Here is an 18,996-nt window from a genome sequence, read left to right as displayed (position 1 = left end):
GATCGTGTATCGCCACTCTCCTCCACCACCGAGCGACCCTATTCATCCATGCTGAGCTTCCAGCAAATCATTCTGACCCTGCAGGACTACTGGTCCAAGCAGGGCTGCGCGCTGCTGCAACCCTATGACATGGAAGTCGGCGCCGGCACCAGCCACACGGCGACCTTTCTGCGCGCGCTCGGTCCCGAGCCCTGGAAGGCCGCCTATGTGCAGCCGAGCCGCCGCCCCAAGGACGGCCGCTACGGCGAGAACCCGAACCGCCTGCAGCATTACTACCAGTTCCAGGTCGTGCTGAAGCCGGCGCCGGCCAACATCCTCGAGCTCTACCTGGGCTCGCTGGAGGCGCTGGGCTTCGACCTGAAGAAGAACGATGTGCGCTTCGTCGAGGACGACTGGGAGAACCCGACGCTGGGCTGCTGGGGCCTGGGTTGGGAGGTCTGGCTGAACGGCATGGAGGTGACGCAGTTCACCTACTTCCAGCAGGTCGGCGGCATCGACTGCAAGCCCATCACCGGCGAGATCACCTATGGCCTGGAGCGTCTGGCCATGTATCTGCAGGGCAAGGAGTCGGTCTACGACCTGGTCTACACCGATGGCCTCACTTATGGCGATGTGTTCCACCAGAACGAGGTCGAGCAGTCGACCTACAATTTCGAGCACAGCGATGTCGACTTCCTGCTGCAGGCCTTTGCCGCGCACGAGAAGAAGAGCCAGCAGCTGATGGCCGAGCAACTGGCGCTGCCGGCCTACGAGCAGCTGCTGAAGGCCGGCCACACCTTCAATCTGCTCGATGCGCGCGGCGCGATCAGCGTGACCGAGCGTGCCGCCTATATCGGCCGCATCCGCAATCTGGCGCGCGCGGTCGCGCAGAGCTATGTGGACAGCCGCGCGCGGCTCGGCTTCCCGATGGCCCCGAAGGCCTGGGCCGATGAAGTGATTGCACAGATCGAAAAGAAGAAGGCGGCCTGAAGATGTCCTCGAACCTGCTCGTTGAACTGTTCGTCGAGGAACTGCCGCCGAAGGCGCTGAAGAAGCTCGGCGAGGCCTTTGCCGCGGTGCTGGCCGACAGCCTGAAGGCGCAGGGCCTGGTCGCAGCCGATGCGGTGGTGACGCCCTTCGCCTCGCCGCGCCGCCTGGCCGTCCATATCGCGGCGGTGGCGGCCAAGGCTGCCGATCGCGCGGAGACCAAGAAGCTGGTGCCGGTCGCCGTGGGCCTGGATGCCGCCGGCCAGCCGACGCCGGCGCTGGTCAAGAAGCTGGCCGCGCTGGGCCTGCCGGCCGAAGCCGCCGCCCAGACCTATCGCGAGCTCGACGGCAAGGCCGAGGCGCTGTTCATCAAGACCACCGTCGCCGGCGCCAGCCTGGCCGAGGGCCTGCAAAAGGCGCTCGACGAGAGCCTGGCCAAGCTGCCGATCCCGAAGGTGATGAGCTACCAGCTGGCCGATGGCTGGAGCGACGTCAAGTTCGTGCGCCCGGCCCACGGCCTCGTCGCGCTGCATGGCGCCGCGCTGGTCGGCGTGCAGGCGCTGGGCCTGGTCTCGGGCCGCGAGACGCGCGGCCACCGCTTCGAGTCGCAATCGCCGACGCTCGCCATCGAGAGCGCGGACAGCTATGCCAGCCAGCTGCGCGAGCAGGGCGCCGTGATCGCCTCGTTCGCGGAGCGCCGCGCCGAGATCGTGCGCCAGCTGGAGGAGCGTGCCGGCGGCTTGAAGGCGATCGACGACGAGGCCCTGCTGGATGAGGTGACGGCCCTGGTCGAGCGCCCGAACGTGCTGGCCTGTCAGTTCGAGCCCGAGTTCCTGGCCGTGCCGCAGGAATGCCTGATCCTGACGATGAAGGCGAACCAGAAGTACTTCCCGCTGCTCGATGCCGCCGGCAAGCTGACGAACAAGTTCCTCGTCGTCTCCAACATCCGCCCGGCCGATGCCTCGGCCGTCATCGGCGGCAACGAGCGCGTCGTGCGCCCGCGCCTGGCCGATGCCAAGTTCTTCTTCGACCAGGACCGCAAGAAGTCGCTGGAGGATCGGGTGACGGGGCTCAACAAAGTCGTCTACCACGGCAAGCTGGGCACCCAGGGGCAGCGCGTCGAACGCGTGCGCGCGATTGCCAAGGCGATCGCCGTCCAATTGGGCGGCAATGCCGCGCTGGTGGCCGATGTCAGCCTCGCCGCGCGCCTGGCCAAGGCCGATCTGCTGACCGATATGGTCGGCGAGTTCCCCGAGCTGCAGGGCATCATGGGCGGCTACTACGCGCGTCATGACGGCCTCGGCGAGGCGGTCGCCTTCGCGATCGAAGACCACTACAAGCCGCGCTTCGCCGGCGACGAGCTGCCGCGCAACGAGGTCGGCCTGGTCGTGGCGCTGGCGGACAAGCTGGAGACCCTGGTCGGCCTGTTCGGCATCGGCCAACTGCCGACCGGCGACAAGGATCCGTTCGCGCTGCGCCGCCATGCGCTGGGCGTCGTGCGCATGCTGTCCGAGCGCGCCGGCGGCCTGAGCCTGGACGCGATCATCAAGGCGGCGGTCCCGGCCTTCGGCGCGCTGATCAAGGACCCGAGCGAAGCGCTCGCCGAATTCGTTTTCGACCGACTGGCCGGCGCGCTGCGCGAGCAGGGCTTCAGCGCCCAGGAAGTCGATGCGGTCCTGGCCCTGCGCCCGCAGCGACTGGCCGACGTCGCCGAGCGCCTGAAGGCCGTTCGCGCCTTCGCGGAACTGCCCGAGGCGGCCTCGCTGGCCGCGGCCAACAAGCGCATCGGCAATATCCTGAAGAAGAGCGAGCAGGCGGTCGAGGCCAGGGTCGATGCCGGCCTGCTGCAGGAAGCGGCCGAGAAGGAGCTCGCCGCCGCGCTGCACGGCGTTGCGCCCAGGGCCGAGGGCCTGTTCCGCGACGGCCGCTATGCCGACTCGCTGCGCGAACTGGCGGCGCTGAAGGCCCCGGTCGATGCCTTCTTCGACGGCGTGATGGTGAATGCCGAGGACCCGGCGCTGCGCGCCAACCGGCTGGGCCTGCTGAAGACCTTGCACGAGGCGATGAACCGCGTCGCCGATCTGTCGCGGCTGGCGAGCTAAGAAGGCGATCGCAGATGCGCTCCGATCACAGCCACGGCATGAAGCTGGTCATCCTGGGCCGTGACGGGACGCTCAACCATTACCGCGACGACCATGTGAAGTCGATCGACGAGCTGCAGCCACTGCCCGGCGCGCTGGAGGCGGTCGCGCGGCTCAACCATGCCGGCTGGCACACGGTGATGGCGACCAACCAGCCCGGCATCGGCCGCGGCCTGATCGACATGGCCTCGCTGAACGCGGTGCATATGCACCTGAACCAGCTGCTGGCCGAGAAGGGCGGGCGGCTCGATGCGGTGTTCTTCTGCCCGCACACGCCGGAGGAGGGCTGCAGCTGCCGCAAGCCCTTGCCCGGTCTGGTCCAGCAGATCGGCCAGCGCTTCGGCGTCGATCTGCAGCAGGTGCATATGGTCGGCGCCTCGCTGCGCGATCTGCAGACGGCGCAGGCCGCCGGCTGCGTGCCGCATCTGCTGCGCAGCGACCGCCTCGGCGCGCTCGACGAGGCGCAGCTGGCGGCCCTGGTGGCCCAGGTGCCGGGCGCGACCGTGCACGACAACCTGAGCGCCTTTGCCGAAGACCTGATCCTGCGCGAGCGTCGCGCCCGCGCCGATGCGCGCGGCGAGTCGCTGGCCCCCGATACCAGTCCCGGAGACCTGAACTGATGTTGTTGTTCGCGGCCCTGCGCTCTGCGCTGTTCCTCGTCTGGATGGCGATCACCGTCATCCCGGTCGCGATTGCGGCCATGCTGATCTCGCTGTTCGTGCGCGGCACGCCGGTCTACTGGACCTGCATCTTCTTCCTGCGCCTGGCGATCTGGGGCGCGCGCTTCATCTGCGGCGTGCGCTGGCGCATTCAGGGCATGGACAACCTGCCCAGCGAAGCCGATGCGAAGAAGGCCGTGATCCTGCTGTCCAAGCACCAGAGCACCTGGGAGACCTTCGCCTACCCGACGCTGATGTCGCATCCGCTGGCCTATGTGTTCAAGCGCGAGCTGCTCTACATCCCCTTCTTCGGCTGGGCGATGGCGCGGCTGGACATGATCCATATCGACCGCAGCAAGCGCGCCCAGGCCTGGACCAAGGTGGCCGAGCAGGGCCGGCGCCTGGCGGCCAAGGGCATCTGGGTGATCATGTTCCCGGAAGGCACGCGCATCGCGCGCGGCCGCAAGGGCGAGTACAAGACCGGCGGCACGCGGCTGGCGATCGAGACCGGCGTGCCGGTCGTGCCGATCGCGGCCACCTCGGCGCGCTGCTGGCCGCGCAAGAGCTTTCTGCTGCGCCCCGGCGTCATCGACATCTCGATCGGCCGGCCGATCAGCCCCGAGGGCCGCGAGCCGGCCGAGATGATGCGCGAGGTCGAAGGCTGGATCGAGGCCGAGATGCACCGCCTCGATCCCAATGCCTATCTTGCCCCGGCGCGTTCCAGCGCGGCCGCTCGCGCCTGACCAGAAGCGCAAGCGATGCTGAAGCGCCTGGCCAATCTGCTGCAGGACAACAAGCAGCTGTCGCTGTTCGACGAGGAGGCCGGCGCGGTCGAGTCGCCGGTGCCGGCCAATCCGCGCGCGCAGCGCGAGATGCGGCTCGGCGAGCACAAGGTCGCCTACGAACTGAAGCGCGCGCGCCGGCGCAGCATCGGCTTCGTGGTCGGCGCCGAGGGCCTGCGGGTCAGCGCGCCGCGCTGGCTGCCGCAGGCCGATATCGAGCGCGCGCTGCAGCAGAAGTCCGACTGGATCCTGCGCAAGCTGGTCGAGCAGCGCGAGCGCGCGCGTCGCGTGCAGGCCGCCCGCATCGAGTGGCGCGATGGCGCCAGCCTGCCCTATCTGGGCGAGCCGCTGCGCCTGTGCCTGAGCCCGGCGCAGGATGGCGTCCTGCTCGACGAGGCCGAGCGCGTGCTGCACGTCGGCCTCCCGCTGGGCGCCGGCGAGGAGCAGATCCGCGACACGGTGCAGGCCTGGCTGCAGCGCCGGGCGCGCGCGGTGTTCGAGCCGCGCTGCGCGCATTTCGCCGCCGCCCTGGGCGTGACGATGAAGCAGCTGCGCCTGTCCTCGGCGCAGACGCGCTGGGGCAGCGCCAGCGCCGACGGGTCCATCCGCCTGCATTGGCGGCTGATCCATTTCGCGCCGTCCATCATCGACTACGTCGTCGCGCACGAGCTGGCCCATCTGCGCGAGATGAACCACAGCCCGCGCTTCTGGGATGTGGTGCGCTCGGTGCTGCCCGATTACGAGCAGGCGCGCGGCCGCCTGCGCGAGGAATCGATCGTCGCCTCCTGATCCGGCGGCGGCATTTCCCCCTTCAGGGGGGCTTGGCGGCGCCAGCGCCGGCGGGCAAACTTTCTTCACAAGCTGTCATCACCGGCATCCCGATTCCCTTCAGGAAGGAATCACCCGCAGCCAGGGCTCTCGGGGCGCCTAACACGCCAAGCGGGCGGATGCATAAAGAGGCCATGTCCCGCCGCCGTCCGGCTCACGCCGGGTGGCGGCGGAGGCATCCCACCGCTTCACTCAAGCCATCACCAAGCCCGACTTCAGCAGGCGCTGAAGCGGTAGATGCCGTCGGCCGGATCGCGCCGCCGCGTCAGCCGGCCGGCCAGCCACAGCGCGTTCAGATGCGCGACCGACTCGCCCATCGCGAAGGTCGTCTGGTGCAGATCGAGCTGGCGCTTGAACAGCAGGTCGAGCAGCTCGGCCGCATGGCAGGGCTTGGCGCGGCAGGCGGCCAGCACATCGGCCAGGCGCTCCTCGTGATGGGCCTGCAACTGGTCGACGCGCGCATGCAGGCCGCGGAAGGGCTTGCCATGCGAGGGCAGCACCAGCGTATCGGCCGGCAGCGCCAGCATCCGCGACAGCGAGTCCAGGTACAGGCTCAGCGGATCAGCCTCGGGCTCGACGTCGACGACCGAGACATTGGTGGAGATGCGCGGCAGCACCATATCGCCCGAGATCAGCAGCCCCAGTGCCTCGCAATGCAGGCTCATATGCTCGGGCGCATGGCCATAGCCGGCGATGCAGGTCCAGGCGTGGCCGCCGATCTCCAGGCGCTGGCCGTTCATCAGGCGGCGGAAGCTCGAGGGCACGGCCGGCACCATGCTGGGGTAGTAGCTGGCGCGGCCGCGGATCTTGGCCAGCGATTCCTCGTCGCTCAGGCCGTGGCCGGCGAAGAAGGCGGCCGCCGTCTCGCCGCCCATGCCGACCGTCGAGCCGCTGGCCAGGCGGGCCAGATTGAAGTCGGTCGCGCTGATCCAGAGCCGGCAGTTCCAGCGCTCGGTCAGCCAATGCGCCAGGCCCATATGGTCCGGATGGAAGTGCGTGACGATCAGGCGCAGCACCGGCAGGCCGTCCAGATGCGAGGCGAAGACCTGCTCCCAGGCGGCCTTGGTCGCGTCGTTGCAGATGCCGCTGTCGACCAGGGTCCAGCCGGGCTGGCCGTCGATCTCGTCGCGCAGCATCCAGAGGTTGATGTGGTCCAGCGCAAAGGGCAGGCCCATGCGGACCCAGCGCAGGCCCGGCGCCAGCTCCAGCACGCCGCCCGGGGCCGGCAGCGCCTCGCCCAGCGGATAGCTCAGTTCGGATTCGCGTGCATTGGCCATTTGCGCTGCCTTAGACTTACGTTTACGTTAACGTAATTAGAAGCCAAATCAGCGATGAGCTCCGACACGAACGCGACAACCCCGGCCGAGGGCGGCGGCCGCCTGTTCACGATCACCGAGCTGGCGAGCGAATTCGACATCACGCCGCGGGCGATCCGCTTCTATGAGGACATGGGCCTGCTGGAGCCCAGCCGCGCCGGGCGCAACCGCGTCTACACCCACCGCGATCGCACGCGGCTGAAGCTGACCCTGCGCGGCAAGCGCCTGGGCCTGTCCTTGCAGGAGGTCAAGCAGCTGGTCGATATGTACGACTCCGAATCGGACGCGGCGCCCCAGCTGAAGGCCTTTCTCGAGGTGCTGCGCCAGCACCGCCGCCAGCTGCAGCAGCAGCTCGACGATATCGAGGTCACCCTGGCCGAGATCAGCCAGCATGAGGAGCGCTGCGAGGCGCTGCTGGCCGAGGCGAGCACCGGGCGCTGAGCGCCTTTTCCGCTGCTGTTTTCCCCCGTCTGCGGTCGGATTGCACATCCGGCCGGCGCACCCGCGGGCAAACCCGCTGCCGGGGCGCTGATCGCCCGCCTAAATTGCGCGCGCAACAGGCCCCGATGAGGGCCTGCCGACGCCCCGATGCCAGGGTAGGGAAGGAGGGAGGAGGAGTGGTGCCTAAGCCGAACCAGGAGCCGCGCAGGCCGTCGTTCTACGCCCGCGGCCTGCTGGCTTGTGCCGCAGGCCTGCTGCTGCTGCCGGCCGCGGCGCAGACGCCGGCGGCCAAGCCGCTGAGCGAGATGACGCCGGCCGAGCGCGCGCAGCGCGACGCCGACAAGGTCTTCCAGTGGATTCTGAAGGCAGACCGCATCCAGCCGAGCAAGCCGGCCGCCGCGCCGGCTGCTGCGCCGGTCGCCGCGGCGGCGCGCAAGGCGCCCAGCAATGGGGCGGCAAGCAGCCGCCCCGCAGCCCCCACCGCACCGTCGCCGGAGGCCACGCCGGTACTGGCCGAGGCGGGCGCCGTCGAGCCGCCGACCCAGGTGGCTCTGGCCGCGCCCAGCGTGGCGGCGCCGCGCCCCGAGCCAGCGGCGGCTCCCGCACCGGCCGCGCCGGAGCCCGAGCTGCCGCTGAAGCTGCTGGTCAAGGTGGAGCCGGTGCTGCCGCGCCAGCTGATGGCCAGCCTCGATTCGGCGACCGTGCAGGTGCGCTTCAGCGTGCAGCCCGATGGCAGCGTGCAGCAGGTCGAGGCCCTGCACAGCAGCAACCGGCGCCTGACGCCGGCCGTGCTCGCCGCGGTCTCGCAATGGCGCTTCGAGCCGATCCCGCGGGCGCGCGATGCGAGCGTGGAGCTGGCCTTCGGCAAGGACTAAGGGCGGCTGAGCGGCGCCGGCGCATCGCCCGGGCGCTGGACGCTGCAGCCGCTCAGCGCGGCCGCCAGCGCGTCGAGGAAAACGCGGGTGCGCAGCGGCATCAGTCGCCGCTCCGGAAAGACGGCCCAGCAGGGGGCCGGCGGCAGACACCAGCCGGGCAGCACCCGTACCAGCTCGCCGCTGTCCACATGCGGGCGGGCGAAGTGGTCGTCGACGGCGGTGATGCCGACGCCGGCCCGCGCCAGGCGCAACAGCATATTCGGCCCGTTGACCAGGGTGCGCTGTGCCGGCACGCCGCTCCAGCGCTGCGGCTCGGCGCCGTCGCCGCGCTGCAGCTGCCAGGGCTGCGGTTCGCCCGAGCGGCTCAGGATCATCAGCCCATGCATCGCCGCCAGCGCCTCGGGCAGCTGCGGCTCGCCATGCAGCTGCAGATAGGCCGGCGCGGCATACAGGCCGATGCTCAAGAGTGCCAGCCGGCGTGCGGCCAGCTGGCTGTCCTGCGCCAGCTCGCCCATGCGCACGGCCAGATCGAAGCCCTCGGCGATCAGATCGACGCGGCGCGGCGAGAGGTCCAGCTCCAGCTGTACCTCCGGATAGTCGAGGGTGAAGCGGCTCAGCATCTCGGTCAACAGCGCCTGATGCGCAAAGTCACCCGGCATCGACACGCGCAGCCGCCCGCTGGGGCGCTGCTGGCGGTGCAGGGCCAGGGCCAGCGCGCCATCGACCTCGGCCGCCAGCGCCCGCGCATGCTCGAGGATGCCGCTGCCGAACTCGGTCAGGGTCAGGCGGCGGGTGCTGCGCTGCAGCAGCTTCTCGCCCAGGCGCTGCTCCAGCGCGGCGATGCGGCGCGAGACGGTGGACTTGGGCAGGCGCAGGCGCTCGGCCGCGCGGCTGAAGGAGCCGGCTTCGATCACGCGGCCAAATAAAAGCAGGTCGTCGGCGTCCAGGCTCATGACTGTTCCGTTGGTGGAACAATCATATCCAGATCGATGGCTTCTGTCGTCGATAGGGGATCAATACAGTGAGGCCATCGTCAATCACGACGAAGCAACCCCAAGCGGAGTCCCTGTATGAACATCCTGCAAATCAATTCCAGCGCCCGCCGCGTTCAGAACGGCCAGGGTTCCTTCTCCACCCGTCTGGCCAGCGAGTTGGTCGAGGCGCTGCGCGCCGGACAGCCCGACGCCCGGCTACAGGTGCGTGACCTGGGCCTGAACCCGCATCCGGCGCTGGACGAGGCCGGCCTGGCCGCGCTGTTCACCCCGGCCGAGCAGCGCAGCGCCGAGCAGGCCGCCCGCGTCGCCGCCAATGACGCGCTGATTGCCGAGCTGCAGGCGCAGGACGTGATCGTCATCGCGACGCCGATGATCAACTTCGCCGTGCCCACGCAGCTGAAGAACTGGATCGACGCGGTGGCCCGCGCCGGCACCACCTTCCGCTACACGGCCAACGGCCCCGAGGGCCTGGTCAAGGGCAAGAAGGTCTATGTCGTCGTCGCCTCCGGCGGCAAGCATGCCGGCCAGGCCACCGACGGCATCACGCCCTATCTGCGCACGGTGCTGGGCTTCCTGGGCATGAGCGATGTGAACTTCGTCTACGCCGAGGGACTGGGCATGGGCCCCGAGGCCGAGGCCGCCGGCGTGGCCGCCGCGCGGGCGCAGATTGCCGAGCTGTTCAGCCCGGCCACGGTATGAGGCCATCGAACGAGTATTGAAACGCTAGGAAAGGAAACGACCATGAGCACCACCCCCCTGCAGCAGTTGCAACAGCCGCGCGCCGTGGAGCGCCTGGTCGCGGGCCAAGCGACCAGCGACGGCGCCGGCGTCAAGCTGACCCGCGTGCTGACCCAGCCGCTGCAGCGCCGGCTCGATCCCTTCCTGATGCTGGATGCCTTCGGCTCGGACCAGGCCGACGACTACATCGCCGGCTTCCCCGACCATCCGCACCGCGGCTTCGAGACCGTCACCTATATGCTCGAGGGCCGCATGCGGCACCGCGACTCGGCCGGCAACGAGGGTCTGCTGGGCAATGGCGGCGTGCAATGGATGACGGCCGGCCGCGGCGTGATCCACAGCGAGCTGCCCGAGCAGGAAGAGGGCCGGATGGAAGGCTTTCAGCTCTGGCTGAACCTGCCGGCCCGCGACAAGCTGCGCGCGCCCTGGTACCGCGACATCCCCAGCGCCGAAATTCCGGAGTACGAGCGCGAGGGCGTCAAGGTGCGGGTGATCGCCGGCGAGAGCGGGGGCGTGGCCGGCGCGGTGCAGCGCGAGCTGACCGAGCCGCTGTACCTGGACCTGCACCTGGCGCCCGGCGCGAGCTTCGAGCAGGCGCTGCCGGACACGCACAACGCCTTCGTCTATGTCTACCGCGGCGCGCTGAAGTTCGACTCCGGCTGCACCGTGCCGCAGCAGCGCATGGCCATCCTGGCCAACACGCCCGGCAGCGACGGTGTGCGCCTGACAGCGGGCGAGGAGCCGACCCGCGCGATCCTGATCGCCGGCCGGCCGCTGAACGAGCCGATCGCGCAGTACGGCCCCTTCGTGATGAACACCCAGGCCGAGCTGATGCAGGCGGTGCGCGACTTCCAGACCGGCAAGCTGCTCGCCTGAAGTCCCCGCGGCCGCGCTGCCCCATCAGCCCGCCGGTGCCACCGGCGGGCTTTTTTCTTGGCGGATGTTTCGGGATGCATCGACTGTCGGAGCAATCCGACGCCGCTTCGCGGTCGCTGCCGATTCTGTTGTCGCGATCGGCTGGCCAAACTGTGTTCATGCTCAACGACCAGTGAGAACCACCATGAACCCAATGCTTCATCGTAGTCACGTCACCCGTCTGCTCGGCGCCGCCCTGGCCGCGAGCTTGACCTTGGGCCTCGGCGCCTGCGGCAGCATGAGCCACCAGGAAAAGAGCGCCGTGATCGGTACCGCCGTTGGCGGCGCCGTGGGCGCGGCGGCGACCGGCAGCACTCTGGGTGCGGTCGGCGGCGCGGTGGTCGGCGGCGTCGTCGGCAACGAGGTCGGCAAGAAGAAGTAAGCACCACATCTTCAGCCGACCGAAGCGTTCGACGAGCGAGCTTGCCATGTCCATCCCATCCCCCGTCCCTCCGGTCGCCAGCCTGCTGGTGTCGCCCGAGTTCGCCGGCCAGACCGGCGATGAGGCGTCGCCCGGTGCCGAATCCCTGGACTTCGGTTACGAAGGCGCGTTTCCGTATCTCTTGACCACTACGGGGGCTGCGCCGCCGGAGGGTCTCGGGGCTTGAACCGCGATGAGCATCGCCAGCCTCTCGTCAAGCCCGCCACTGCGGCTGCTGTCCCGGCACCCGCATCTGGCGGGCTTTCTTTTTGTCCTGCTGCTGCTCCTTGCCGGCTTCGCCTTCGGCGAGCTGGCGGGCTGGCCCTGGCTGGCCGGGCCGCTGGAGCGGGCGCTGGGCGAGCGCCTGGGGCGCACCGTCGAACTGGTGGAGACGCCGGGTGGCGAGCGCATGCGCGTCTCGCTGCTCGGGGAGGTCGATGTGCATGCGGCGCGCCTGCGCATCGGCGGGCCGGACTGGCGCAACCAGGCCAATACACTGGACGCCGGCAACGTCACCCTGCGCCTGCGCTACCGCGATCTCTGGGCCTGGAAGCGCGAGGACAAGCCGCTGCGCATCAAGGAGCTGTCGGCCGAGAGCCTGGACGCCGATCTCCTGCGCCGTGCCGATGGTTCGGCGACCTGGCAACTGGGCCGCGTCCAGTCCGCCGACGGCCGCGCCGCCGCCGCGCCGCCCTTGCTGCGCTTCGATCGCCTGCTGCTGAACCGCGCCAGTCTGGCCTTCGACGATGCGCCGCTGCAGCTGAAGGCGCATATCGAGGCCAGCCTGAGCGACAAGCCCTCGCCGCTGCGCCAGCGCCAGGAGGTCGGCCTGACGGCGCACGCCGAGGGGCGCTACCGCGGCAAGCCGATGACGGCCGCTGCCGAGACCGGCTCGCCGCTGCCCTGGGTCGGCGCCAGCGACGATCTGCGGCCGGTGCCGCTGGCCTTGCGCCTGGAGGCCGGCGCGGTGAAATTCGGCTTCGAGGGCGTGGTCCGCGATCTGCTGGGCCTGCGCGGCCTGGACGGCCGCCTGAAGCTGGCCGGTCCCTCGCTGGCCGCGATCGGCGATCCGCTCGGCGTGACCCTGCCCACCACGCCGGCCTTCGATGCCGAGGGGCGGCTGAGTCGCCCCGGCGACCAGCTCTGGCATGTCGACGTCGAGCGCGCGCTGCTGGGCCGCAGCCGCCTCAACGGCAGCTTCGACTTCCGTCCCGCTGACGCCGGCCGCCGGCAGCGGCCGCTGCTAAGCGGCCGGCTCGGCGGCGATTCGCTCTGGTTCGCCGATCTGGCGCCGACCATAGGCGCGCCGGCGCCCGAGCAGCCGGCCGCCGCCGACGGCCGTCTGCTGCCCGACCGCCGCTTCGATCTGCCCTCGCTGCGCGCGATGGACGCCAACGTGGAGGTGGCGCTGCGCCGCGTCGACCTGGGTCGTTACTTCGCCGTGCCGATCGCACCGCTGAATGCGCGCATTGTCCTCAACGACGGTGTGCTGACCCTGTCCGACATCGATGCGCGCAGCGCCAGCGGCCGCATCGCCGGCAGGCTCAGCCTGGACGGCCGCGAGGACGTGGCGCTGTGGCAGGCGCGGCTGCGCTGGGCCGGCGTGCGGCTGGAGCAATGGATACGCCAGGGACGCCGCCCCGATCAGCCGCCCTATGTCAGCGGCCTGCTGAACGGCCGGCTGGCGCTGGACGGCCGCGGCCGCTCGACGGCCGAGCTGCTCGCCTCGGCCAGCGGCCGCGCGCAGCTGCATTTGCCCAGCGGCAAGATCTCGCACCTGGCCGTCGAGGCGGCCGGCATCGACATCGCCCAGGGCCTGGGCATCCTCGTGCGCGGCGACGATTCGCTGGCGATGCAATGCGCGGTCGCCGATCTGAACGTGCGGCGCGGCAAGGTCGTGCCGACGGTGATGCTGGTCGACACGCGCGATTCGACCCTGTTCGTCGACGGCCAGATCGCGCTGGACACCGAGAAGATCGATCTGCGCCTGAAGGTGCTGCCCAAGGACTTCAGCCCGCTGAGTCTGCGCACACCGGTGCTGGTGCGCGGCAGCCTGGCCGATCCCGACGTCTCGCTGGAGCCCAAGCCGCTGATGGTCAAGCTGCTGCCGGCCGCCCTGCTGGCGGCCATCCATCCGCTCGCGGCGCTGCTGCCGCTGATCGACGACGGCGAAGACAAGGACGGCCATGAACGCGCGCTGCTGCAGTCCTGCCAGCGTCTCAATGCGGTGGCCGTGGCCAAGGGTTGATGATTGAGGAGAGAGCGATCATGCCGATGCCCGCTGCTTCGATGAGCGAAGTCCGGATGGCGCCGCGCCAGCAGAAGCTGGTGATCGGCGGCCTGCTGCTGGCTCAGCTGCTGGTCGTGCTGCTCTATCTGGTCGTCGCCGACGGCGTCGAGCAGGCGCAGCGCCGGCATCTGGCCCAGCAACAGCAGGCGCGCGAACAGCACCGCTGCGGCATGCTGGCGCTGCGCGGCGAGCGCGAGCAGTGTCGCAAGGCCTTGCTGCTGGTCGCCCAGCATTGAGGGAGCCGGAAGAAGAAGCGAGGAGATTTATTCGAGCGGTGCGAACACCAGCATCGGGCAGGGCATCACGCAGTGCAGCCGGCTCGACTGCCCGTGCAGGGTCAGCACCGCATAACGGCGCGGGCCGATGCAGACCTGGCTGAGCCGGTGCTCGGCCGGCGGCGTCGGCAGCTGCAGCTGGCGATCGCAGCCATGCATCAGCCGCAGCTGGCGGGCCAGCGCGCTCTGGATGTCCAGATCCGGGGCCAGCTGGCCGAACAGCGCGATCAGGCCCAGCAGCGAGCCGCCGCCTTGGGCCTGCTGGCGCAGGTCGCGGTCGAGCGCCTGCGCGCTGGCCATATCGCCCAGGCGCAGGTAGAGATGGATGCGGAACCAGGGCGTGGGCGGCAGGCCTTCGCTTTGCAGGCGTTGGCGCACGCAGTCGCGCAGATAGGCCTGCAGCGCCGGGCTCAGGCACTGGTCGGCCGGCGAGGAGCAGGGCAGGGTGGCGGCGGCCAGCATGGGTGGCCCGTCAGCCGCCGCCGCTGGCCAGCAGCGTGATCGAGGAGCCGACCAGGCCCTGCGCGATCTGCGCCGCGAAGTGCAGCGGATGGTCGTCCGGCTGCAGCGGCAGGAACAGCAGCGACAGCAGGCACAGCAGCGGGTAGACGGCACGGCGGCGCAGATTGCGCAGCCGCGGCGTCAGGTGCAGTTGCAGCGAGCTCATGGGCAGACTCCTGGTCTCGCGCCGCGCCTCAGCTGCGGGCGTCGACGGTCAGACGGTTGTCCACGCTGAGCACGCCCTTGACGCCGGCGGCCAGCTCGGTGGCGCGCTGGCGCGCCTGCTCGTCGGGCGCGCTGCCGCTGAGCGCGACGCGGCCGCCCTGGGTGTCGACATTGATCTTCAGCGCGCTCAGGCGCGAATCCTTGGCCAGCTCGGCATTGATGCTGGCGGTGATCGAGGCGTCGCTGACGTTCGCCTCCATCTTGTCGGCGGTGCGGGCGCCGGCGTTCTTGGCGTCCTGCGCGGCCTCCTTGATATCGGCCTTGGCCTCGCGGGCGCCTTCCTTGGTCTCGGCAACGGCCTTGTCGACGCGCTGGCCCAGGGTCGGGTCATCGCTGCGCTGCTGGCAGGCGGCCAGACCCAGGCCGGCGCCGAGCAGCAGACCGGCCAGGCGCAGCGCGCGGATCGAAGCGGTGGGAGCGTGGGATGGCATGGCGAACTCCTTGCGGTGGGTGCGGTAGCGGCGAAAAGCGGCCTTGCGATGAGCTCAATGTACGCAGCCACCCGCCGCGCCTGCATGGGCGCAATCCGCATCGACGTGTGGGCCACTGCTGTGGCGGGCTGTAGGCGCCGGCCTACAGCGGCTCGGTCGATTCCGGCGCCATGGACGGCGGCGCCGGGGCCGGCTCCGCAGCGGGCAGCTGCGGCAGCAAGGCCGTCAGGACCGTGCCCTGGCCGGGGCTGGAGCTCAGCTTCAGCGAGCCGCCCTCGGCGGCGACGCGGTAGCGCATGCCGACCAGGCCATGGGAGCTGCGCGCCTGGGCCTGCGGATCGAAGCCCTGGCCGTCGTCGCGGACCTCGACCCGCGCCTGTCCATCGGCCGTGGAGACGAGTCGCACCCGCACCTCGCGCGCCTTCGCGTATTTGGCGATATTGGTCAGCGCCTCCTGCACCAGACGGTAGACGGTCAGCTCGGCGCGCGGCGACAGGCGCACCGGCTGCAGCTCGGTATGGACCGGGATCTCCAGCCGCTCGCCGAACTCGCGCGCCTGGATCTCCAGCGCCGGCAGCAGGCCCAGATTGGACAGCGAGGAGGGCCGCAGGTCCTCGATGATGCGGCGCTTCAGCGCGATACCGCTGTTCAGCGTCTCGGTCAGATGCGCCAGGCGCTCCAGCAGGTCCGGCGCCAGCTCGGCCAGCCGCGGCTTCAGCCGCGCGGTCTCGAGCTTGGCCGCGGTCAGGAGCGCGCCGAGTTCATCATGCAGCTCGCGCGCCAGGTGGTTGCGCTCGTCCTCGCGCGCCGACTGCAAGTGGGTGGCCAGCTCGGTCAGCTCGGCCGTGCGCTTGCCGACCTCCCATTCGAGCTGGTCGCGTTCGGCCGCGATCGCGCGCGCCTGCTCGTCGCGCTGCGCCGCCAGCGCGCGGCTCTGGCGCAGGAACATCGCCAACGCCAGCAGGCTGATCGCCGTCATCGCGGCGACGCCGATGCGGTTCAGCAGCAGCGCGTCATAGACCTGGCTGCGGCCGCTGGCGACCCGCTGGTTCTGCAGGTGCAGCAACTCCTCCGAGCGGCTGCGGATCAGGTCCATCTGGTCGCGACCCAGCCCGGCCTGCACCAGCTCCAGCGCCGCGTCGGGCCGGCCGGCGCGCTGGCGCTGCACCGCCTCGGCCAGCTCGCCCATCTTGGTGATGACCGCCTCCTCCAATTGCCGGTGCAGGCGCTGCGCGCTGAGGTCGCCGCGTTCGGCGTAATGGTTCTTCAGGTCCTTGAGCGCGCGCGACAGGTCATCGGCGGCCTCCTCATAGGGGGCCAGGTATTCGGGCTTGCCGGTCAGCAGAAAGCCCCGCTGCGCCGTCTCGGCATCGGCCGAGCGTGCCATGATGCTGTACAGCAGCAGCCGCGCGCGGCCCATCTGCACCAGGTCGGCCAGCGTATCCTGGGCGCGGCTGTAGCTGGCCTCGCTGATCACCAGCATGGCGGCGGCGGCGAGCACCGCCAGCGGAAAGGCGAAGGTGCTCTTCTGCAGCCGTTCCAGCAGGGCCGAGAGCCGATTCTTCATGGCCTAAACTCCTGAAATCGAACACAAGGGGGCTGATTCATCATGATTCGCGTTGGCATCGTCGACGATCACGCCATTGTTCGTGCCGGACTGCGCCAGTATCTGTCCGAACAGGTGGATCTGCGCGTGACCGGCGAGGCGGCCAATGGCCGCGAGGCGCTGGACCTGGTGCGCGGGGGCGAGGTCGATGTGCTGCTGATGGACATCTCCATGCCCGAGCATGGCGGCGTCGACGCGCTGGCCGCGATCAAGGCGCGCGCGCCCGATCTGCCGGTGCTGATCCTGAGCGGTTTTCCGGAGGCGCATTACGCGACGACCCTGCTGCGCCAGGGCGCGTCCGGCTACCTGAACAAGGAATGCGAGCCCGAGGAGATCATCAAGGCGATCCGCACCGTTGCGCTGGGCCGGCGCTACATCACGCCGACGGTGGCCGAGCTGCTGGTCGACGGCCTCGGCGGCGAGGGCGAGCAACTGCCCCACGAACTGCTGTCCGAGCGCGAGCTGCAGGTCTTTCTGCGCCTGGCCAAGGGCGAGACGATCAGCCATATGGCCGAGCTGATGTGCCTGAGCGTCAAGACGGTCAGCACCTACCGCGCGCGGGTGATGGAGAAGATGAAGCTGGAGTCGAACAGCGATCTGACCTATTACGCGCTCAAGAACGGGCTCATTCAGTAGTCCTGAGGCGCAGCTGCGAGGCGTCCGGCGCCAGCAGGCGCGGGCCGTCGAAGCCCTGCACCTCGACGCCGGCGAAGGCGCCGCTGCCGGCATTCCAGTCGGCGGCGAACTGGTGGATTTCCTCGCCGCTGCGGCCGACGAAGTTCCACCACAGCAGCGGCTGCTCGGTGAGCGGCTCGCCGCCCAGCAGCAGCAGCCGGCAGGCGGCCTCGGCGCGCAGCGCCAGCGCGTCGAAGCCCGGTGCCAGATAGAGCAGGCTGCCCGGCTCCAGCCGCTGCGCCGGCTCGCCGGCCGGGCTCAGCTCGACGCTGCCCTCCAGCACCATCAGCCCATGCTCGAAGCCGGGCCGCAGCGCCAGCACGGTCTCGGCCGCGCCGGCGCTGGCCAGGTCCAGCCCCAGCAGCGGCGTGTGCTGCGGCACCGGCGAGCGCGCACCGCCATGTTCGCCGGCCAGCAGGGTCAGCGCGAAGCCGCCGGCCGCGAGCCGCGGCAGCGTCGCGAAATGCTCGAAGGCCGGTGCGCAGAAGCGCTGCGCATCGGGCAGCGCGATCCACAGCTGGGCCAGCTGCAGCCGTGCCGACAGCGATTCCTCCGAATGCGCGATGCCGCGACCGGCCGTCATCAGATTGACCTGGCCGGGGCGCAGCACCTGCTCGCTGCCCAGGCTGTCGCGGTGCAGGATCTCGCCCTCGATCATCCAGCTGAAGGTCTGCAGGCCGGTGTGCGGATGCGGCGCGACACGCATGCCGCCATCGGGCGCCAGATCGGCCGGGCCGGCATGATCCAGAAAGCACCAGGCGCCGACCAGACGGCGGCGCGCGGTCGGCAGCGCGCGGTTGATCGGCAGGCCGCCGACATCGCCGGGATGGCCGGGAATCTTTTCGACCAGAGGCATGAGGCTTACTCCTTGCGGCGTTGAGCGATGAAGCGGGAAAAGCCCTGCAGGAAGCCGGCCAGCTGGCTCTTCAGCTTCTCGTCCTGCAGCGCACCGTCGGCGGCAAACAGCTGGTCGGCATGCGAGACCAGCAGCTGGCCGCCGAACCAGAAGTCGACCCCGAAGGCGCGCAGCACGCCCAGCATCGCCTGCTGGCTCAGCTGGGTGCCGAAGCCGCCCGGCGTCGCGCCGATCAGCGCGGTCGGCTTGCCGGCAAAGGTCTTGCGGCCCTCGGCCGGCGGGCGCGAGATCCAGTCCAGGCCGTTCTTCAGCACGCCGGGGATCGAGTGGTTGTACTCCGGCGTGCAGATCAAGAGGCCGTCGGCCGCGCGGATCGCCTCGCGCAGCGCTGTCACCGCCGCCGGCGTGCCCTGTGCCTCGACATCGGCGTCGTAAAGCGGGATGCCGTGCAAGGTGTGCAGCTCCAGCTTCAGCTCCGGCGGCGCCAGCGGCTGGGCGGCGCGCAGCAGCGCGGTGTTGTAGGAGGCCTGGCGCAGGCTGCCGGACAGGGCGACGATGGTAGGCATGCCGATGGGAGTGAAGTGACGCAGAGGATCGATTCACCCCCATCATGGCACGAGGGCCGGCCGGCCCTCGCGCGCCCGCGCAATCAGCCGGCCGCGACCTCGATGCGCCGCGGCTGCGCATGCGCCTGCTTCGGGATGCGCAGGCGCAGCACGCCGTCCTTCAGCTGCGCGTCGATCTGGCCGCTGTCGAGCTCGCGGCTCAGCGTGAAGCTGCGCCGGTAGCAGGGCGTGCGCAATTCGGCATAGATGGCCTCCAGCCCCTCGGGCGTGCTCGGCTGCACCTGGCCCTCGATCCACAGCGTGTTGGACTCGATGCGGATGTCCAGCTGATCGCGCGGCACACCCGGCATATCGGCCAGCAGGGTGATGCCGGACTCGTCCTCGTAGACATCGACCGCCGGCGCGATCGCCGCCCGGCGCTCCTGCTCGTTGCGGCCGCGCGAGAGCGCGCTGCCGGCCTGTTGCGGCTGCTCGTTCTGACGTTCCTGGTTCAT

General features: G+C 70.1%; 22 protein-coding genes. 13 read left to right on the top strand and 9 right to left on the bottom strand.

The genetic code is table 11. The features are described 5' to 3' along the window. Positions 1-48 precede the first annotated feature (48 nt). From glyQ to QWJ38_RS20225, 5 genes are read left to right on the top strand one after another with little or no spacing between them, the layout of a single operon-like run. On the top strand, positions 49-969 hold the full coding sequence (gene glyQ / locus QWJ38_RS20245; protein WP_290360925.1) for a glycine--tRNA ligase subunit alpha: 921 nt from the start codon (positions 49-51) through the stop codon (positions 967-969). A gap of 2 nt (positions 970-971) precedes the next feature. Beyond that, on the top strand, positions 972-3,068 hold the full coding sequence (glyS, locus tag QWJ38_RS20240) for a glycine--tRNA ligase subunit beta (RefSeq protein ID WP_290360924.1): 2,097 nt from the start codon (positions 972-974) through the stop codon (positions 3,066-3,068). Between the two features lie 14 nt (positions 3,069-3,082). Further along, positions 3,083-3,727 carry a D-glycero-beta-D-manno-heptose 1,7-bisphosphate 7-phosphatase gene (gene gmhB, locus QWJ38_RS20235; protein ID WP_290360923.1) on the top strand — a complete coding sequence of 215 codons (645 nt, stop codon included), beginning with the start codon at positions 3,083-3,085 and terminating at the stop codon, positions 3,725-3,727. Further along, positions 3,727-4,509, top strand: coding sequence for a lysophospholipid acyltransferase family protein (locus tag QWJ38_RS20230; RefSeq protein WP_290360922.1), 783 nt, complete (start codon positions 3,727-3,729; stop codon positions 4,507-4,509). Before gmhB ends, QWJ38_RS20230 begins: the two co-directional genes overlap by 1 nt. A gap of 15 nt (positions 4,510-4,524) precedes the next feature. Continuing rightward, positions 4,525-5,337 carry a M48 family metallopeptidase gene (locus QWJ38_RS20225; RefSeq protein ID WP_434064006.1) on the top strand — a complete coding sequence of 271 codons (813 nt, stop codon included), beginning with the start codon at positions 4,525-4,527 and terminating at the stop codon, positions 5,335-5,337. A gap of 254 nt (positions 5,338-5,591) precedes the next feature. Here the strand turns inward: QWJ38_RS20225 and QWJ38_RS20220 are convergent, their stop codons facing one another. Continuing rightward, complete coding sequence (locus QWJ38_RS20220; protein ID WP_290360921.1) at positions 5,592-6,653, bottom strand: MBL fold metallo-hydrolase; 1,062 nt, start codon at positions 6,651-6,653, stop codon at positions 5,592-5,594. A 54-nt stretch (positions 6,654-6,707) separates the two neighbouring features. Here QWJ38_RS20220 and QWJ38_RS20215 point away from each other — a divergent pair, with 54 nt between their 5' ends. After that, on the top strand, positions 6,708-7,133 hold the full coding sequence (locus QWJ38_RS20215) for a MerR family transcriptional regulator (RefSeq protein ID WP_290360920.1): 426 nt from the start codon (positions 6,708-6,710) through the stop codon (positions 7,131-7,133). Between the two features lie 179 nt (positions 7,134-7,312). Beyond that, a complete protein-coding gene (locus tag QWJ38_RS20210; protein ID WP_290360919.1) occupies positions 7,313-8,008 on the top strand; it encodes a TonB family protein in 696 nt (231 codons plus the stop codon). Here the strand turns inward: QWJ38_RS20210 and QWJ38_RS20205 are convergent. Then, a complete protein-coding gene (locus tag QWJ38_RS20205; protein ID WP_290360918.1) occupies positions 8,005-8,961 on the bottom strand; it encodes a LysR family transcriptional regulator in 957 nt (318 codons plus the stop codon). The two genes, QWJ38_RS20210 and QWJ38_RS20205, sit on opposite strands and share 4 nt — an antisense overlap. A 117-nt stretch (positions 8,962-9,078) precedes the next feature. Here QWJ38_RS20205 and QWJ38_RS20200 point away from each other — a divergent pair, with 117 nt between their 5' ends. The 5 genes from QWJ38_RS20200 to QWJ38_RS20180 all read left to right on the top strand — a co-directional run bounded on the left by QWJ38_RS20200 (position 9,079) and on the right by QWJ38_RS20180 (position 13,603). Continuing rightward, positions 9,079-9,702, top strand: a complete 624-nt coding sequence (locus QWJ38_RS20200) for an FMN-dependent NADH-azoreductase (protein WP_290360917.1) — start codon at positions 9,079-9,081, stop codon at positions 9,700-9,702. 42 nt (positions 9,703-9,744) lie between these two features. Then, positions 9,745-10,617 carry a pirin family protein gene (locus QWJ38_RS20195; RefSeq protein WP_290360916.1) on the top strand — a complete coding sequence of 291 codons (873 nt, stop codon included), beginning with the start codon at positions 9,745-9,747 and terminating at the stop codon, positions 10,615-10,617. 193 nt (positions 10,618-10,810) lie between these two features. Then, positions 10,811-11,038: a glycine zipper domain-containing protein gene (locus QWJ38_RS20190; protein ID WP_290360915.1), complete on the top strand. Its 228-nt coding sequence runs from the start codon at positions 10,811-10,813 to the stop codon at positions 11,036-11,038. 232 nt (positions 11,039-11,270) lie between these two features. Further along, a complete protein-coding gene (locus QWJ38_RS20185; protein ID WP_290360914.1) occupies positions 11,271-13,325 on the top strand; it encodes an AsmA family protein in 2,055 nt (684 codons plus the stop codon). Between the two features lie 20 nt (positions 13,326-13,345). Continuing rightward, entirely contained in the window at positions 13,346-13,603 is a 258-nt protein-coding gene (locus QWJ38_RS20180) for a hypothetical protein (RefSeq protein WP_290360913.1), read from the top strand. 27 nt (positions 13,604-13,630) lie between these two features. On the opposite strand, the gene QWJ38_RS20175 is transcribed toward QWJ38_RS20180, so the two are convergent. The 4 genes from QWJ38_RS20175 to QWJ38_RS20160 form a co-directional block, all read right to left on the bottom strand. Further along, positions 13,631-14,104 (bottom strand): hypothetical protein, encoded by a 474-nt coding sequence (locus tag QWJ38_RS20175; RefSeq protein ID WP_290360912.1) that lies wholly within the window; start codon positions 14,102-14,104, stop codon positions 13,631-13,633. A 10-nt stretch (positions 14,105-14,114) separates the two neighbouring features. Next, on the bottom strand, positions 14,115-14,309 hold the full coding sequence (locus QWJ38_RS20170; protein ID WP_290360911.1) for a hypothetical protein: 195 nt from the start codon (positions 14,307-14,309) through the stop codon (positions 14,115-14,117). Between the two features lie 28 nt (positions 14,310-14,337). Further along, a complete protein-coding gene (locus QWJ38_RS20165; RefSeq protein ID WP_290360910.1) occupies positions 14,338-14,799 on the bottom strand; it encodes a BON domain-containing protein in 462 nt (153 codons plus the stop codon). Between the two features lie 142 nt (positions 14,800-14,941). Next, entirely contained in the window at positions 14,942-16,366 is a 1,425-nt protein-coding gene (locus QWJ38_RS20160) for a CHASE3 domain-containing protein (protein WP_290360909.1), read from the bottom strand. A gap of 42 nt (positions 16,367-16,408) precedes the next feature. On the opposite strand from QWJ38_RS20160, the gene QWJ38_RS20155 reads away from it, so the two are divergent. Continuing rightward, the gene (locus tag QWJ38_RS20155) at positions 16,409-17,041 is read left to right on the top strand and encodes a response regulator (protein WP_290360908.1); all 633 of its coding nucleotides are present in this window, start codon (positions 16,409-16,411) and stop codon (positions 17,039-17,041) included. Here the strand turns inward: QWJ38_RS20155 and QWJ38_RS20150 are convergent. The 3 genes from QWJ38_RS20150 to QWJ38_RS20140 form a co-directional block, all read right to left on the bottom strand. Then, positions 17,031-17,936, bottom strand: a complete 906-nt coding sequence (locus tag QWJ38_RS20150) for a pirin family protein (protein ID WP_290360907.1) — start codon at positions 17,934-17,936, stop codon at positions 17,031-17,033. The genes QWJ38_RS20155 and QWJ38_RS20150 overlap by 11 nt on opposite strands. Before the next feature lie 5 nt (positions 17,937-17,941). Next, positions 17,942-18,502, bottom strand: coding sequence for an NADPH-dependent FMN reductase (locus tag QWJ38_RS20145; RefSeq protein WP_290360906.1), 561 nt, complete (start codon positions 18,500-18,502; stop codon positions 17,942-17,944). 83 nt (positions 18,503-18,585) lie between these two features. Then, positions 18,586-18,996, bottom strand: a complete 411-nt coding sequence (locus tag QWJ38_RS20140) for an Hsp20/alpha crystallin family protein (protein ID WP_290360905.1) — start codon at positions 18,994-18,996, stop codon at positions 18,586-18,588.

The sequence above is a fragment of the Roseateles violae genome, from assembly GCF_030410485.1.
Taxonomy (GTDB): domain Bacteria; phylum Pseudomonadota; class Gammaproteobacteria; order Burkholderiales; family Burkholderiaceae_C; genus Roseateles_D; species Roseateles_D violae.
Note: the sequence above shows the minus strand (reverse complement) of the source record. Positions and strands in the feature narration are given on the sequence as shown.